This window comes from Mycobacterium mantenii (assembly GCF_001667865.1).
GTDB lineage: Bacteria > Actinomycetota > Actinomycetes > Mycobacteriales > Mycobacteriaceae > Mycobacterium > Mycobacterium mantenii_A.
Window position 1 is genome coordinate 106,879 of the sequence record NZ_LZJP01000130.1, and the last position, 16,558, is coordinate 123,436.

12 protein-coding genes are annotated in these 16,558 nt (G+C 67.1%); 4 read left to right on the forward strand and 8 right to left on the reverse strand.

The genetic code is table 11. The features are described from left to right. The first annotated feature begins 15 nt into the window (after nucleotides 1-15). Entirely contained in the window at nucleotides 16-675 is a 660-nt protein-coding gene (locus tag A5688_RS25745; RefSeq protein WP_067826951.1) for an O-methyltransferase, read from the forward strand. A 3-nt stretch (nucleotides 676-678) separates the two neighbouring features. On the opposite strand, the gene A5688_RS25750 is transcribed toward A5688_RS25745, so the two are convergent. The 8 genes from A5688_RS25750 to A5688_RS25785 form a co-directional block, all read right to left on the reverse strand. Then, nucleotides 679-2,673 carry an acyltransferase family protein gene (locus A5688_RS25750; RefSeq protein WP_067913918.1) on the reverse strand — a complete coding sequence of 665 codons (1,995 nt, stop codon included), beginning with the start codon at nucleotides 2,671-2,673 and terminating at the stop codon, nucleotides 679-681. A 239-nt stretch (nucleotides 2,674-2,912) separates the two neighbouring features. Continuing rightward, entirely contained in the window at nucleotides 2,913-4,340 is a 1,428-nt protein-coding gene (locus A5688_RS25755) for an aldehyde dehydrogenase family protein (protein ID WP_067913915.1), read from the reverse strand. A 16-nt stretch (nucleotides 4,341-4,356) separates the two neighbouring features. After that, nucleotides 4,357-6,069, reverse strand: coding sequence for a thiamine pyrophosphate-binding protein (locus tag A5688_RS25760; protein ID WP_067913912.1), 1,713 nt, complete (start codon nucleotides 6,067-6,069; stop codon nucleotides 4,357-4,359). Between the two features lie 44 nt (nucleotides 6,070-6,113). Further along, nucleotides 6,114-7,256, reverse strand: a complete 1,143-nt coding sequence (locus tag A5688_RS25765) for a CaiB/BaiF CoA transferase family protein (protein WP_067913909.1) — start codon at nucleotides 7,254-7,256, stop codon at nucleotides 6,114-6,116. Nucleotides 7,257-7,269: 13 nt separating this feature from the next. Then, complete coding sequence (locus tag A5688_RS25770; protein ID WP_067826929.1) at nucleotides 7,270-8,223, reverse strand: SDR family NAD(P)-dependent oxidoreductase; 954 nt, start codon at nucleotides 8,221-8,223, stop codon at nucleotides 7,270-7,272. Then, complete coding sequence (locus A5688_RS25775; protein WP_067913906.1) at nucleotides 8,220-10,085, reverse strand: flavin-containing monooxygenase; 1,866 nt, start codon at nucleotides 10,083-10,085, stop codon at nucleotides 8,220-8,222. The genes A5688_RS25770 and A5688_RS25775 overlap by 4 nt, the downstream gene beginning before the upstream one ends. A 5-nt stretch (nucleotides 10,086-10,090) precedes the next feature. Beyond that, nucleotides 10,091-11,458: an aromatic ring-hydroxylating oxygenase subunit alpha gene (locus A5688_RS25780; RefSeq protein WP_067913903.1), complete on the reverse strand. Its 1,368-nt coding sequence runs from the start codon at nucleotides 11,456-11,458 to the stop codon at nucleotides 10,091-10,093. After that, a complete protein-coding gene (locus A5688_RS25785; protein WP_067826920.1) occupies nucleotides 11,455-12,312 on the reverse strand; it encodes an SDR family NAD(P)-dependent oxidoreductase in 858 nt (285 codons plus the stop codon). Before A5688_RS25785 ends, A5688_RS25780 begins: the two co-directional genes overlap by 4 nt. 219 nt (nucleotides 12,313-12,531) lie before the next feature. Between A5688_RS25785 and A5688_RS25790 the strand changes: the two genes are divergently transcribed. From A5688_RS25790 to A5688_RS25800, 3 genes are read left to right on the forward strand one after another with little or no spacing between them, the layout of a single operon-like run. Then, entirely contained in the window at nucleotides 12,532-14,154 is a 1,623-nt protein-coding gene (locus A5688_RS25790; RefSeq protein WP_067913900.1) for an SMP-30/gluconolactonase/LRE family protein, read from the forward strand. After that, a complete protein-coding gene (locus A5688_RS25795) occupies nucleotides 14,154-14,894 on the forward strand; it encodes a GntR family transcriptional regulator (RefSeq protein ID WP_067827008.1) in 741 nt (246 codons plus the stop codon). Before A5688_RS25790 ends, A5688_RS25795 begins: the two co-directional genes overlap by 1 nt. A 23-nt stretch (nucleotides 14,895-14,917) precedes the next feature. Further along, nucleotides 14,918-16,558 carry an AMP-binding protein gene (locus A5688_RS25800; protein ID WP_431602688.1) on the forward strand — a complete coding sequence of 547 codons (1,641 nt, stop codon included), beginning with the start codon at nucleotides 14,918-14,920 and terminating at the stop codon, nucleotides 16,556-16,558.

Below are 16,558 nucleotides of genomic sequence, written 5' to 3' on the forward strand. Positions count from 1 at the left end.
CCTAGGCTCGATGCCATGACCACAACGTTGCAGGATTCCCGGGTCGCGTCGACGCTCGACCGCATGTACGCCGAGTCGAAAAACCAGATGTCGCTGCTGCGCGAGCGGCGCGGCACGTTCGATCGGCCGATGACCGCGCAGGAGCGGGCCGACGCGATGAGCGAGTTCTACATTCCGGTGACACCGGAGGCCGGCCGGTTGTTGTATTCGCTGGTGCGGGCCACCCGCCCGGCGACCGTCGTCGAATTCGGTATGTCTTTCGGCATTTCCGCCGTGCACCTGGCCGCCGCGGTGCGCGACAACGGCACCGGCCGGGTGGTGACCACCGAGCTGAGCGACACCAAGATCGCCGCCGCCAAGCAGACGTTCGCCGAGACCGGCCTCGACGACGTCATCACCATCCTCGAAGGCGACGCGCTGTCCACGCTGGCGGACCTGCCCGGGCCGGTCGATTTCGTATTGCTCGACGGCTGGAAAGACTTGTACTTACCCGTGCTCGAGCTGCTGGAGCCGCGGCTGTCGCCCGGCGTGCTGGTCATCGCCGACAACGCCAGCTCAGCCGACATGGCGCCCTATCTGGACCGGGTGCGCAACCCCGATAACGGCTACGTGAGCTTCAACTTCCAGGTTCGCGACAGCGACAGCATGGAGATCAGCTGCCGCACAGGCGGTTAGGGCCTATCTCAGCGATTCCTCGAGCCAAGGAGTCAGCCACTTCACCCCTTCGGGGGTGAGGTGCACACCGTCGCTGCGCACCTTGATGCCGTCGACCTTGGCGGTATAGACACCGTCGGGGCACAGCTTCTTGTTCAGGTCGAGGATCGCGACGTTCGGGTGGTGGCTGACGGTCTTGCGTAACATGGTGTTCCACAGATTGACCCGATCCGGCTGGTCCTCCGGATACAGCCGGCCGTCCGGCTTTTCACCGCCCCGGCTGTAGGGGACGGTGGCGACCACCACGTGGACGCCGGTCGCACCCACGATGGTCAGTGCCCGTTCGAGCTCACCGTTGAGGTAGGCGTCGAAGGTCGGGTCACCGATGTGGGTCCACTGGCCCTCGTTGACCCGGTCCACCGTCTCCCAGCGGCCGATGACCAGCAGCGCGACGTCCGGCTGGTCCTGACTGACCTGCCTCGACCAGCGGATCGGCCAGCCGTCGCATTCGGATCGCTGCTCCAGAGTCTGGCCGATGTAGCGATACGGCGTGCCACGCACCAGGCTGCAGCCGATGACGGTGTGGTCGAGGAACGTGAACCCTGGCGTCGGAGGCAGGTAGTGCATCCAGGTCCACCCGATCGAATCACCGAATACCGAGACCGTGAAAGGCCGGTTGGCATCTCGGGGCCGGCTCGCCCCGGGCGGCGACGGCGAGACCGCCGCCACCGCGGAGACTCCGGGCGGCAGGCCGACCTCGCGCAGACCGGGCCCGGTCCCCACCGGGACCACCAGCAGCGTCACCGCGGCGGCGCTGGCCACGGTCGCTGCCGCCAGCGGCAGCAGCGGCACCCGCGCCGGCCGCCAGCGCCGGATGGGTTGTTCGAGCAGCCAATACGACACCGCGGCCACCGCCAGCGTGGCGCCGCACCGTGCGGCGAACAACGGCAGCCCGGACCACCCGGTGCGTTCGCCGTTGAGCGCCAGAAAGATTGGCCAGTGCCACAGGTAGACGCCGTAGGAGATGGTCCCCAGATACACCAGCGGGCGCAACGCGAGCGCGCGGGCGACGAGCCCGCGCTGCTCCACCGCGACCGGTGCGATCACGATCACGGCCGCGACCGCGACCCCGATCAGCAAGCCGTGGCGGAACTCGCCGCTGGCGCCGGTGGCGTAGTGCGTCGCCGCCGCCAGCCCCGCCAAACCCAGCACCGGCAGAATCCGGGCGACCCGGCGCCCCCAACGCGAGCGGAGCATGCACCAGCCGCGGTTCATCGACGGCCAGTCCCGAACGAGCAGCGCGGCCGACGCGGCGCCCACCAGCAACGCCTGCGCGCGGGTGTCGGTGCCGAAGTAGATGCGGTCGCGGGTGGCGTCGGACGTCATGACGATGGCACCCGCCGCGGAAGCCAGTGCGCCCACGGTGGCTATCAGGAAAGTGGCGAAACGCACACCACCGACGGTGGCCCGGGTCGAGCGGCGCCGCGCGCGGGCGGCGAGCAGCAGGGTGACCGCGATGAGCAGCACCGGCCAGACGAAGTAGTACTGCTCCTCCACCCCGAGTGACCAGGTGTGCTGCAGCGGTGAGGGCGGTGCGCCTTGGGTGAAGTAGTCGGTTTTCTGGGCGACGAACCGCCAGTTCGCCATCCACACGAACGCCGCGATGGCGTCGTCGCGCAGCCCCGTCAGCGACCGGTCGGGCAACAGCTGGCGCGCCGCGGCGACGGTGAGCACCATCAGCACCAGTGCCGGCAGCAGCCGCCGCGCGCGCCGAATCCAGAAGCCGGTCAACTCGATACGACCGGTGCGTCCCAGTTCGTCCAGCAGCAGAGAGGTGATCAGGAATCCGCTGAGGACGAAAAAGACGTCGACGCCGATGAATCCGCCGCTGACTCCGGGGATGCCGCCGTGTCCGATGAGCACCAGCGCAACCGCGATCGCGCGCAGTCCGTCGAGTGCGGGGATTCCGCTGGCCCGTTCCGGCCGGTCCCAGATCGCCAGTCGGCCGACCCGGCGCACGGGGGCGACCCATCGGGGCCGAGTACGACGAGCCGGCGCGGGGTGAGACCCGCCCGGCTCTGTGCTTGCTGTCAGCGCGCCGTACTTACCATCTCGCCCGGCGCCATGGTTGATGCCGATACGTCGCTGCCCCTCCTGTTGAGTTCAGCAAGCCAGCCTAGAGGCGGGCGCGCAGAATTCAGTGGAGGACACGCGACGGCATTTCGGCCTCGCTGCGTTCGGATTTCACCCCTGCCGCGTCAGGCCTTGTTCGGCGCGTAGCCCAGCGTGCTCTTGGTTTCCAGGTACTCGTCGAAGCCGAAGTCGCTCCATTCGCGGCCGTTGCCGCTGCACTTGTAGCCGCCGAACGGCGCGTTCAGGTCGAATGCGTGGTTGATCGTCACCCATCCCGCGCGGATCTTGCGGGCGACCTCACGCGCCTTGTCGAGGTCGGCTCCCGAAACGTACCCGGCCAGGCCGTATTCGGTGTCGTTGGCGATCTCGACGGCTTGGTCGATGTCGTCATAGCCGAGGATGCACAGCACCGGCCCGAAGATCTCCTCGCGCGCGATCGTCATGTCGTTGGCGACGTGCGCGAACACGGTCGGTTTGACGTAGTAGCCCGTGTCCAGGCCCGCCGGCCGGCCCGGGCCTCCCGCCACCACGGTCGCACCCTCGTCCACGCCCTGCTGGATCAGGCGTTGCACCTTCTCGAACTGTGCCCTCGACGCCACCGGCCCAATCGCCTTCGGATCGGCGCTGCCCACCTCGACTTGTTCGGCGACCTCCCGCGCGATGCTAATGGCCTCGTCCATCCGGGAATTCGGGACCAGCATGCGCGACGGCGCGTTACAGCTCTGCCCCGAATTGGGCATCATGTTGGCCACGCCGGCGCGGACGCTGTCGGCGAAGCCATCGTCGTCGAGCACGATGTTGGGGCTCTTGCCGCCGAGCTCCTGGGTGACCCGCTTCACGGTCGAGGCCGCATTCCTGGCCACCTCGACCCCGGCGCGGGTGGATCCGGTGAACGACACCATGTCGATGTCGGGGTGGCTCGCCAGGGCCACACCCACGCCCGGACCGTCGCCGTTGATCAGGTTGAACACCCCGGCCGGCACGCCCGCGGCGTCCAGGATCTCGGCGAAGATGTAGGGCGAATACGGTGCGACCTCAGAGGGTTTGAGGATGACGGTGCAGCCGGTCGCCAACGCCGGGTAGACCTTGACTGCGACCTGGTTGATCGGCCAGTTCCAGGGCGTGATCAAACCGCAGACGCCGATCGGCTCCTTGGCGATCAGGGTCGCCCCCCGTTGCTCGGAGAACGAGAAGTTCTTCAGCACGTCGATGGCCGTGGTCAGGTGACCGATGCCGAGAAAGACCTGCGGTCCCGCGGCCAGCGAGGGCGGCGCGCCGATTTCCTCGGTGACCGCTTCGGCGAGATCGTCGGCACGCTTCTGGTATTCGGTGAGGATGGACTGCAGCAGGTCCAGGCGCTGTTCGCGGGTGCTCTGCGACCAGTCGGCGAAGGCCCGCCGGGCCGCCGTGACCGCCACGTCGACGTCGGCGGCCGAGCCCAGCGAGATCTTCCCGGAAACCTGTTCGGTCGCCGGGTTCTCGACGTCAAAGGAGTTGGGCCGCACCGGGTCGACCCAACGGCCGTCGATGTAGAACTTCAGGTATTCGCGCATGACATCGGTCCCTTTCTTACTGAGTGCCTTCGGCATACCAGGTCCGGAATCGGTCGTACTTGGGCATCTCCTCGGAGTTGGCCTTGGGGTCGATGCACACGTGCACTACACCGACTTTGCCACTGGAGTAGGCGCGAGCGATCGCCGGGCCGATCTCTTCTTCCTTCTCGACGTACTCACCGTGGCAACCGAAGCCCTCGGCGACCTTGTCCATCCGCACGTCCTTGCTCCAGTGCACGCCCGGCTGCGGCGACGGCTGGGAGAAGGTGCGTTTGTACACGCCCACTTCCAAGCCCCACTGGTGGTCGACGCCCACCACGCACACCAGCGGAAGGTTTTGCCGCGCAGCGGTTTCCAACTCGGCGATATGGAAAAGGAATGCGGAATCGCTGGTCAGCAGCATCACCGGCCGCTTACCACCCTCGGCGACCGACGCCCCGACTGCGTACGGCAACCCGGTGCCGAGGTGGCCGAAGTTCTGATTCCAGATGACGTCGCGCGGCTTGGACTGCGAGTAGGTCCAACCGAAGATCACGGTCGCGCCGCCGTCGCGCACCAGGATGCCATCCTCGAGTTCGTTGAACGCCTTGGTCGCCTCGACGACGTAGCGCGCCGGGTGGATCGGCGAGCGCCCAGACGGCGCCGATTCCGCCATGTCCGCAAGCTCTTTCGCATCCTTTTCGATCAGGGCCTGCAGCGTGGGTGCGGGTTGACGCGGCGAATCCTTGAGTGCGGAGACCAGCTGCGGCACGACACCGCGCAGATCGCCGACCAGCGCCACGTCGAAGCGGCGGTTGACACCGATGGCGGCTGGGTCCTGCTCGACGTACACCCATTTGCGGTTCGCATCGTTGCCCGCCCAATGCTGGGTCCGACCGTAGTGCATGGGCTCGCCGAGTTCGGTGCCGAGCGCGACGCACAGGTCGGATTCCTCGACGGCCTCGTTGGCTGCCGGGGAGAACAAGTAGGGGAACGTGCGGTCCTGCAGTCCCGGGATGTACGAGGTGCCGCCGGAGGTTTGGATCACCGGGCAGGCCATCAGCTCGGCCAGTTCCTTGACCTCCTGTTGGGTCCGGGAGGTGTGCACGCCGTGGCCGACCAACAGGACCGGGCTCTTGGCCTCGCGGATCAGCTTTACCGCTGCGGCCACCTCGCGGGTACCGGCGCCCTGGTTGACCAGCCGGTAGGCCGACGGGCTCGGCGCCTCGGCGACGTCGAGTTCCTCCAGGATGACGTGCGACGGGTACTCGATGTAGGCCGGGCCGGGCGTGCCGGACATCGCGCGGCGAATGGCCTCGTGGACGATCTCGTCGGTCTGGTCGGCGTATTCGATCGAGGCGCTGTACTTGACGGACGAGGCGAAAAGTGGTTCCTGACGGACGAATTGGATGCGTCCACGCCGGACCCGGCGCTCGGTGATGCGGGCGCGCTGGCCGCCGAGAAAAATCACCGGCGAGTTCTCCACAAGCGCGCACTGGATCGCGCCGGCGATGTTGGCCATGCCCGGGCCGAGCGTGCCGATGCACAGCCCCGGCTTTCCCGTCATCCGCGATGCCGCCTCGGCCATGAAACCCGCGCTCAGTTCGTGGTGCGGTGCAACCACCGACCACCCGCGGGCGTCGGCCTCGGCGAACATGTGCACGAAGTTGGGATCGGGGATGCCGAACAGCGTGTTCACGCCCTCGGCCTCGAAAAGGTCGAGGATGCGCTTGTAAACGGGCACGGCCATGGTGGGAAACTCCTTTACTGACAATAGGTTTCGATAAGCGAGTGTTATCCGGGGTTCACGTCGACGGCCAGCCCCAGCTCGTCGAGCACCGCCGCGGTGTGGGCGCCGAGCTCGGGCGCCGGCCCCGCCACGCGGCCCGGTGTTTGGGAGAACCAGGTGGGTACGCCGGGGAAGCGCACCGGTCCGTGTGGGCTGTCGACCGTCTCGAACATGCCGACGGCGTTGAGATGCGGATCGTCGAAAAGCGCGCCGGGCGTGTTCAGCGGCGCGGCCGGTATCTCGAGTTCGCGCAGCAGCTCCAACCACTCCGCGGTGGACCGCTCTTTCATGGTCTCGGCCACCAGCCCGTAGACCGTGTCGATCTCGCGGGCGCGCTGTTCCAGCGTCGAATACAGCTCGCTGGCCCACGGCGGCCGAACGGCTTTCATGAAAGCGTTCCAGTGCTTGTCGTTGTAGATCAGCGCGGCGATGTGGCCGTCGCTGGTGCAGTACGGGCGGCGGTTGGGTGCCACGGTGCGCGGATACACCGCGGGACCCAGGGGCGGGTCGAACAGGGCGCCGTTGGCGTGTTCGACGAGCATGAACGAGGCCATGGTTTCGAACATGGCAACCTCGACTTCTTGCCCCTGCCCGGTGCGCTCGCGGTGGAACAACGCCATCGTCGTCGCGTACAGCGCCGTCAGGCCGGCGATCTTGTCCGCCATGATCGTTCCAACGTAATCGGCCTCACCGGTCAACTGCTGTTGCACCGCGGGCAGGCCGCATTCGGCCTGGATCGTGTCGTCGTAGGCGGGGCGATCGTGGTCGGGTCCGCGGCGCCCATACCCGTAGCAATTCGTATAGACGACAGCGGGATTGATCGCGGCGACGTCGTCGTAGCTGAAGCCGAGTTTGGCGATGGCCTTGGCGCGCATCGAGTGGATGAACACGTCTGCCGTCTCGACGAGAGCGCGCAACGCGCGGGCTCCGGCGTCGGTTTGCAGGTCGAGCACGACGCTGCGCTTGCCCCGGTTGACGTTGACGAACACCCCGCTCATGCCCGGCGCCGGACCCACCGAGATGTAGCGGGTGTTATCGCCTTGCGGCGGTTCGACTTTGATCACGTCCGCGCCCATGTCGGCCATGATCTGCGTGCAGTACGGTCCCATCACCATGGCGGTCAGGTCGATGACGCGCACACCGGCCATCGGGCCCGTCGGGCTAGCCATTGAGCGCTCCTTGGTCGGTCAAGCCATGTAGTTCGTTTGACCTCCGTGCCAGGTCGAAGCTGTAGCGGATGTGCTCGTTGTGTCCGTCGGGGACGGCCGGAAAGATGAGGGGTGCCGCCACGTATCGGATCGCATCCAGGTGGTTGGCGACGTCCTCGACGGTCCACGACGGCCGGCACACGCCCGGGCTCTCGGCGATGACCGCCCGGGCCACGCGACCCGCCAGCGCGATGAACAGTTCGCCGGTCACCGAGCAGGATTCGTGCGCGAGCCAGCCGACCACTGGCGCAACGAGATCCGCGCCCATCGGCGGGTAGGCCGAGGTATCGATGCCGTCCGCCATGCGCGTCACTGCGGCCGGCACGATCACGTTGCACCGCACGCCCTCGGCGGCGCCTTCGAGCGCGGCGACGTTGGACAGTCCGATCACGCCGGCCTTGGCGGCCGCGTAGTTGGCCACGTCGTGGTTTCCGTACAGGCCGCCGATCGATGATGTCAGCACGATGCGGCCGTAGCCCGCCGCGCACATGTGCGGAAATGCGGGCCGGACCACGTTGAAGGCGCCGCGCAGATGCACGTCGAGCACGGCGTCGAAGTCCTCGTAGCTCATCTCCTTGAGCGAGGCGCGGCGGACGTTGCCGGCGTTGTGCACCAGAACGTCGATGCGACCGTAGCACTCGAGCGCGGTCGCGATGATCGCCTCGCCGCCTTCGCGGGTCGCGACGGATGCGCTGCACGCGACGGCCTCGCCCCCGGTTGCGGTGATCTCGCCGGCCACCTGCTCGGCCGGACCGGCGTCGACGCCCTCGCCGCCGAGGCTGCCGCCAACGTCGTTGACGACCACCTTCGCCCCGCGCGAAGCGAGCAGGTGCGCATACGCACGACCCAGCCCGCGTCCGGCGCCGGTCACCACGGCGACGCGGTCGTCGAAACGCAACCCGCTCACGAAAGCTCAAGGCCTTCCAGGTCACCCCGGGCGCGCCACTCGGCGATCAGGTCACCGAAGGCGTAGAAGCCCGGCGAGTAGAAATCACCGAGGAACGCACCATTGTCTTTGGCGCCACCCTGACCCTCGTTGTTGTAATAGCCAGGGGTGCAGGACATCTCGAAGGCCGAGTTGTCGATCGCGAGTTCGGCGACCGTTTTGACCCAACGGTCCTGGCCCTCCTGACTGGGTTCGACGGTAGTCGCCCCACGTTTCTTCGCCTCGGCGATGATGTAGGCGATGTGCTCGGCCTGTTGCTCGAACATCGCGGTGGTGTTGGCCGAGACGCCGCCCTGGATGAAGCCTGTGAAGAACTGGTTGGGGAATCCACGGGTGGTCATGCCGTGCAGCGTCTGGTACCTGTCGTGCCAGTAGTCGAACAGCGACAGCCCGTCTCGGCCCTCGATGACGTCGACCGCGAAGCGCCGACTGATCTCCGTGGAGATCTCGAACCCGCTGGCGAAGACGACGCAATCGACCTCGTACTCAACGCCGTTGGCGACAATGCCATTTTCCGTCAGGCGTTCCACTCCCTTGGATTCGGACACGTCCACCAACGTCACGTTGGGCAGGTTGAACGCCGGCAGGTACGTCTCGCTCGAACACGGCCGCTTGCACATGAAGCGGTAGTACGGCTTGAGCGCCTCGGCGGTGTCGGGGTCGTCGACCAGCGCGGCTACGCGGCGGCGCAGCCGCTCCATGATCTTGTAGTCCTCCTCCTCCCGGATCGCCATGATCTCCTCGATCCCCAGCGAGGCGGGATCCGGGCTGGCGGCAATCCGGGCGGTCATGTTGCGGCCCAATTCGGTCCAGAAGTCGCACACCAGATCCGGTTCGCCGAAGACCACCCCCACAAACGGTGACCAGTTGTGGAAGTTGCGCTTGCGCTCCTCCTGCCAACCGGGCTGCAGGGCCGCCGCCCAGGCCGGGTCGGTGGGCGTGTTGGCGCGCATGTCCACCGACGAAGGTGTGCGCTGGAACACGAAGAGCTGCTTGGCATCCCGGCCGAGATGCGGCACCAGCTGGACTCCGGTAGCACCGGTGCCGACGAGTGCGACCCGCTTGTCGGCCAGCCTATGCAGGCCGCCGTTGGCGTCGCCGCCGGTGTAGTCGTAGTCCCAGCGTGCGGAATGGAACGCGTGGCCGCCGCTGTCCAGGTACTCCTTGATACCGGGGATACCGGGCAGCTTCGGCTTGTTGTACGAGCCCTGCGCCATCACCACGAACCGCGCGCGGATGTCGTCGCCTCGGTTGGTGATCAGTCGCCAGCGCTTGCTCGTCTCGTCCCAGCGCATGGTCTCGACCTGCGTTGAGAAGATCGCGCCGTCGTAGAGGTCGAAGTGTTTGCCCATGGCCTGGCAGTGCGCGAAGATCTCGGCGCCGTCGGCGAACTTCTTGCTCGGCAGGAAGTCGAGCTCCTCGAGCATGGGGATGTAGCAGTAAGCGTCGTTGTCGCACTGGATGCCCGGGAAGCGGTTCCAGTACCACACTCCGCCGAAGTCCCCGGCCATGTCGATGACCCGAACATCCTGCACACCGGCCTTTTTCAGATAGGCGCCCGACAACAATCCGGCGAACCCGCCGCCGAGGACGGCCACCTCGATGTCCCCGTCGATCGGGGCGCGGTCGGCCACCGGGGTGTACGGGTCCACCTCGTAGAGATCGGCCAGGTCACCGTCGAGTTCGAGGTACTGCGCGCCGCCGTCGGTGCGCAGGCGCTTCTCGCGCTCCCGGGCGTACTTGGCCCGCATCGCTTCGATGTCGACGTCCTGCGGTACGTCGGTGGGCCCGCAGATCTCGGACCGCCCATCAAACTGGGTCATCTATCTCAAAGCTCCTGTGGCTCGCCGGTGCCCATGTATCTCGACAGTTGGTAGTGCAGATTGACCGTGCTGCGTTCCCGGTACGGATTGGGCCTGGTGCCCGGGAAGCCGAGGGACTTCATGCCCTGCTGCACGGCGGCCATATTGGAGAAGTCCTGCGGTAGAACCGACCGCCACCGGGGGTCGCCGACCGGCGTGTACTCCCACTCGGTCTGGGGCTCTTGACCTTTCGGGTACAGCTCGAAGACCGATACCTCGAAGATGCACTTATCCGGGTTGTAGCTGGGATGCGGCCGCGCTCCGTAGCACAGCGCAACCGTCAGACCCTGGCCGATCTGGAAGTTCGGGAAGATCTGCCACGCGGTGCCGGCCTGTCCGAGGATGTCGGACGGAATCGTCGGCCAGATCACGCCGCGCGCCTCGTCGTCGCGGCGCGCCGAGGCCAGCCAGTGCTCGAGGACCTTGTCGGCCGGTGTCCCCTCGGGCAACTCGTCGACCAGGCGTTTGGCGGCGTTCACCAGTGTCTCGGTGGTGGAGGTGTTGGTCTCCTCCATCGTGTAGATCTGCATCTCCGCGGTCGACACCCGCGGATCGCCGCCGGTGCCGAGGCGGATCTTGGACTTGGTCGCCGCGAGATCGTCCGGGGCGTCGTAGCCGATATTGCTGTGCCTGCCCTGCGCCTTGGCCCAGCCCTTGAATTCGCCGAACTTGTTGAACTCGGGATGCGTGGTGAACACGTGGTAGGTCTCGTTGAAGGCCTCCAGCGCGACCTTCCAGTTGCAGTCGAAGGACAGCCACTTGCGCCACTTGTAGCGCATGTCCTCCAAACCGAACGGGTCGAGGATCTTCGCGGCGGGGAACAGGTAGTCGGCCAGCGGCTCGCAGTCGGGGTCCATGTTGATCCACAACCAGCCGCCCCAGGTATCGACCCGGACCGGACGAAGGTGGGTGTTGTCGGGCGTCAGCGCGTCCTGCCAGTCCTGCTGCTCGCGGATATGCGTGCACGCCCCGTCCAAACCGTAAGTCCAGCCGTGAAATCCGCAGACAAACGATTTACGGGCGCGGCCACAGGCATTCTTCGCCCCCTCGGGGGTGTCGATCAGCCGGCGGCCGCGGTGCATGCAGACGTTGTGGTGGGCGTGAAATTCGTTGCTGCCGGTGCGGACCACGATGATCGAGTCGTCGAGAATGTCGTAGGTGAGGTAACTGCCCACCTCCGGCAGCTCCTCGACGCGCCCGACCTGCTGCCAGACTTTGCGCCACAGCTTGTCGCGTTCGGCGCGGGCATACTCCTCGGAGATGTAGGCCTCGACGCCGATCGTCATCGGTGCCGAAAGTTCCTCGGCCACCGCATCTTTGGCCAGGTCGGTCATTCCATCCTCCTAATCGCCGCGCGGAAGGATTCGTCCTTGAGGAAAAGCGACGTGTTGTCGGCGGCGAGATGGCTCCACTTGAGGTCCAGCCCGCCGTCGACCAGCAACGTCTGGCCGGTGATGTAACTCGACATTTCCGAGAGCAGAAAAAGGATGGCGCCGGCCTGCTCTTCGGGCCGTCCACGCCGACCCATCGCGATCGCCTGCCGGTCCCGCTCGGGGTCCTCGTCGACGTAGGTGCGCGAGGCCGCCGTCTCGGTGACGCCCGGCGCCACGGCATTCACCCGAATTCCCGACAGCGCCAACTCGAGGGCCATGGTCCGGGTCATCGCGGTGATCGCGGCCTTGGCGGTGCCGTAGGCGACGTGGAAGGGCGCGGTGTTCATGCCGCTGATCGAGGAGATCGACACGATCGACCCCCGCTGTTGCTGCGCGACGAGTTCGGATGCCAGGGCCTGGCTCATGAAGAATGCCGTTTCGAGATTGTCGGCGAAGATCTTGCGCCAGTCGCTGCGCGTCACCCGGGTCGACGGCATCCACGTCGACGGCTCGGCGCCGCCGGCAACGTTGACCAGCCCGTACAAGCTGCCATCGGCGCGGCGCGCCTGGTCGATCACCGCGGCGATGCCCTCGTCGGTCGACGCATCGGCGGCGACGGGCACCACGGACAGTCCCTGGGCTGCCAGCGGAGCGATGTGCTCGTCGAGGTTCTCCTTCGACCGGCTCACCGCGATCACCGTGGCCCCGGCCCGGGCGGTCATCGCGGTGACGGTCGTACCGATGCCACCTCCACCGGCACCGGACACCACCACGATGCGACCGTCGAGCGCAAGGAGATCCTCGTGATCGGCCATGACCTGCTTCCGCCTGCCGCCAACGCGTCGGGCGCCGCGGCGGGATCGAATACTCGTTTTGTCCGGACAAAATATTGCATTCTGTCCATTGGAGAACACTATTCCGATCGGTGGACTTGGCTGTCAAGGCCGGGCGGGGACGCTTTGGGTGGCTATTGTCTGGACTAGTAGGAGTTGATAGCGTCCAGCCCAACGGCTGACGGAAGGACCTCAGCGAGCATGTCCATCTCAAGGGCCATCTCTACGCAGCCCTCGCGGTACGCGGTGCCACACCCCGTCGACGTCGCCGCGGGCTGGGAGCTCGAACGGGTCACCGGACCAAGTCGGCTGTTCGGCGCCAACGGTCTGCGCACCGGTCCGGACGGCCGCATCTACATCGCCCAGGTGACCGGCAGCCAGATCAGCGCACTGGATCACCGCACCGGGGAACTGGTGACCGCCAGCCCCAAGGGCGGCGACATCGTGGCGCCCGACGACGTCGCGTTCGACGGCGACGGCAACCTGTACGCGACCGAGGTGATGGACGGCCGGGTCAGCGTACGCGACACCAGCGGCCGGACCCGGGTGCTGCGCGACGACGTGCCGTCGGCCAACGGCATCACCTTCCAGCAGGGCCGGTTGTTCATCGGCGAATGTCGCGAGGGTGGGCGACTCCTGGAGTTCGACCTGGCGGGTGGGCCGCCGCGCGTGCTCCTGGAAAACGTGCCCTCCCCGAACGCGATGGAGGTCGGCCCGGACGGCCTGCTGTACTTCCCGGTGATGGGCGCCAACGAAATCTGGCGCATCGACCCCGACGGCGGCGACCCGCAGTGTGTTGCAACCGGTCTCGGTGTCCCCGACTCGGTCAAATTCGACGCACAGGGCTACATCGTTTCGACGCAGGTGGCCAGCGGGCAGGTGCTGCGCATCGATCCCCGCAGCGGCGAACAGCGGCTGCTCGCCCAGCTGAATCCGGGGCTGGACAACTGCACCTTCGTCGGCGACAAGCTGTTCGTGTCCAACTTCACCGGCGAGATCACCGAGATATCACCCGATGGCACAACGCGATCCGTGTTGGCGGGCGGACTCAACTGGCCGATGGACCTCGCGGTGGGCCACGACGGGCAGCTCTACATCGCCGACGGTACGTACTTCTACGTCGCCCTGCCCGATGGATCCCTGCACACCGCGGGGATGCTGTTCAGCCCCGGCTATCCCGGGTTCCTGCGCGGCGTCGCGGCCAGCGGACCCGGCGAGTTCGTCGTCACCACGTCCGGCGGCCAAGTCAGCCGCTATCGGCCGGAGGCGAACGAAACCGACGTGCTGGCAGACGGTTTCGATCAACTCTACGGTGTCGCCCTGAGCGCCGGCGGCGTGATGTTCGCGGAACTGGGCACCGGCCGGGTGCTGTCGCTGCACTCGGGTGGCATCGAGGTGCTGGCGACCGGGCTGCTCGAGCCGGTCGGCGTCGCAATCGATGCCGACGGCGCGTGTCTGGTGGCCGAGGCCGGAGCCGGGCGGGTGATCCGGCTGAGCGGGTCGAGGATCGACACCGTCATCCCCGATCTGCAACGCCCGCAGGGCCTTCTGGTCCGCGACGGTGTGCTCTACGTCGTCGATGCCGGCGCCAAGGAGTTGATCGCGCTCGATCTGAGCACCAACGTGCGGCAGACCATCGCCTCCGGGCTGCCGGTCGGTCCCCCGCCGGGCGTGACGCCCAAGCCGTTGCGCGGCATGCCGCCGTTCTCCGGGCCGCAGGGCCCGTTCGCCGGGATCACCGCCGCGGCCGACGGGACGCTCTACCTCTCGGCCGACGGCGACGGCAGCGTCCTGGCGGTGCGCCCGGCACCGGGCGGCCCATGATGTCCCAGGCCATCGCCGGCGATCACCGCTACCTGCAGATTGCGCGCACGCTGCGCAAGGAGATCGTCGACGGCGTTTACCCGGTCGGTTCGCAGCTGCCCACCGAGCACCAACTGTGCGAGCGCTTCGCGGTGAGCCGTTACACCATCCGCGAGGCGCTGCGCCGGCTGCGCGAGGACAACCTGGTCGCTTCCCGGCCGAGGGCGGGCACCCGGGTGGTTCCCCGGCCGGCGTCGAGTTCCTATGCGCAGGATGCCATGTCGATCGACGACCTCCTCGCGTTCGCGGCCGGTGCGCAGCTGACCATCGAATCGAACGCGATGGTGACCATCGATGACGAGCTCGCCGTGCGGACCGGCCTGGAGGTCGGTACCCAGTGGCTATCGGTCCGCGGCTACCGCCAGGCCGACGGCGCGTCGGTCCCGCTGTGCCGAACGGAGTACTACATCAGCCGGAATTTCGCCGCGGTCGGCAGGCTGCTGCAGCGCCACGTCGGTCCGATCTTTCCGTTGATCGAGGACCTCTTCGGCGTGAGCGTCGCCCAGTTGCATCAAGAGATCGCCGCCGTCCTGCTGTCACCCGAACTGGCCGACGGCCTCGGTGTTGAAGCGGGGACCGCCGCGCTGGAAATGCGACGCACCTACACGACGTCCGACGGCGAGGTGGCCCAGGTGACGATCAACACCCATCTGTCTTCGAGGTTTCGGTACGCGATGACCATGCGTCGCGTGGATGAATAGGCCCCAAGTATGAGGTCGCGGTGATCGGCCGGGCTCCCCGGGACGCGGCGCGTGCGGCAGAGGCGTACCGGCGCGGCTTGTGGGTGCACACGACGCTGGCCGACTGGCTGCGCGCCGCCGCGGAAACCTCGCCCGGACGGACGGTGCTGGTGGACGCCGATATTCGAATGGACTGCGCCACGCTATATGCCCAGGCCCGCGGGCTGGCGACCGGCCTGCTCGCGCGGATGCAGACCGGCAGCGTCGTGTCGTTCATGCTGCCGAACTGGTACGAGGCCGCCGTCATCTACCTGGGCGCGACCATGGCCGGGATGGTGGTGAACCCCATCCTGCCGTCGCTGCGCGACCACGATCTACGTTTCATACTCGAAGATGTCGGCGCCGCGGCGGTTTTCGTTCCGCGGCAGCACAGCGGCCATGACTACGCGGCGATGCTCGAACGCGTGACGGCCGCGATGAGCCCGGCGCCCGAAGTAGTGGTGCTGCGCGGCGATGCCGGCTCCCACACTCCGTATCCGGCCTTGTTCGAGGATCATTCGGATACCGCCGTGCTGCCGGCGCTGGATCCCGACGCCGTTCGGATGGTCCTCTACACCTCCGGCACCACGGGTCGCCCGAAAGGCGTGTTGCACAGCCATAATTCGATCAATGCGCTGATTTCCCAGCTCCGTGACCACTGGAACATCAACCCGGGCGACACGTTCCTGGTCCCTTCGCCGATCGCCCACATCGGTGGGTCGATCTACGCATTCGAATGCCCACTGCTGCTGGGCACCGCCGCGATCTTGATGGACCGGTGGGATCCGGCGGCGGCCGTAACGCTCATGGGCCGCGAGCGGTGCACCCACATGGCCGGTGCGACACCGTTTCTGCAGCAACTGTTGTCCGCCGCGCAGCGCGCCGGCACAAGCTTGCCTGACCTGAAGGTGTTCATCTGCGGGGGCGCATCCGTCTCACCGTCGCTCATCCGGAGCGCCGCAGGGTATTTCGACCGTGCGGTCATCACCCGGGTGTATGGCTGCACGGAGGTTCCGGTCGCGACCGTCGGCGCACCGCGGCCGGACGAAGCCGATTACGCGGCGGACACCGACGGCAGGCCCGGCATCGCCGAAATCAAGCTCGCCGCTCACGACGCCGCGCCCAGCGGCTGCGGTGAGATCTGTGTGCGCGGACCTCAGATGCTGCTGGGCTACCGTCATCCCGAAGACGATGCGGAGTCCTTCGATGCCGAAGGATTCTTCCGCACCGGAGATCTCGGACGCTGGGTCGACGAGCGGTACCTGCTGGTGACCGGCCGCGCCAAAGACGTCATCATCCGCAACGGTGAGAACATCTCGGCCAAGGAAGTCGAGGATCTGCTCGCCGAACATCCCGGTATCGGAGAGATCGCCGTTGTCGGGCTGCCCGACGCGCGGACCGGGGAACGGGCGTGTGCGGTCATCGTGCCCAGGGGTGAGCCGGCGCCGGATGTGGCAAGCCTGCTCGCCCTCCTGCAGAGCAAGGGCGTCGCGAAATTCAAAGCGCCGGAACAGGTCGTGGTGTGGGATGCGCTGCCCAAGAACGATGCGGGCAAGATACTCAAGCATCAGATCCGGGCGTCGCTGATGCGCGGTGATCGCGAGCGCGGCGAAGCCGGGCGCGGCGGGTCGCCGCGCGGAGACTAA

Coding starts and splice junctions, on each gene's coding strand:
- A5688_RS25745 (WP_067826951.1), top strand. CDS start 16: ATGACCACAACGTTGCAGGATTCCCGGGTCGCGTCGACGCTCGACCGC.
- A5688_RS25755 (WP_067913915.1), bottom strand. CDS start 4,340: ATGCGCGAATACCTGAAGTTCTACATCGACGGCCGTTGGGTCGACCCG.
- A5688_RS25760 (WP_067913912.1), bottom strand. CDS start 6,069: ATGGCCGTGCCCGTTTACAAGCGCATCCTCGACCTTTTCGAGGCCGAG.
- A5688_RS25765 (WP_067913909.1), bottom strand. CDS start 7,256: ATGGCCGGTGTGCGCGTCATCGACCTGACCGCCATGGTGATGGGACCG.
- A5688_RS25775 (WP_067913906.1), bottom strand. CDS start 10,085: ATGACCCAGTTTGATGGGCGGTCCGAGATCTGCGGGCCCACCGACGTA.
- A5688_RS25780 (WP_067913903.1), bottom strand. CDS start 11,458: ATGACCGACCTGGCCAAAGATGCGGTGGCCGAGGAACTTTCGGCACCG.
- A5688_RS25785 (WP_067826920.1), bottom strand. CDS start 12,312: ATGGCCGATCACGAGGATCTCCTTGCGCTCGACGGTCGCATCGTGGTG.
- A5688_RS25790 (WP_067913900.1), top strand. CDS start 12,532: ATGTCCATCTCAAGGGCCATCTCTACGCAGCCCTCGCGGTACGCGGTG.
- A5688_RS25795 (WP_067827008.1), top strand. CDS start 14,154: ATGTCCCAGGCCATCGCCGGCGATCACCGCTACCTGCAGATTGCGCGC.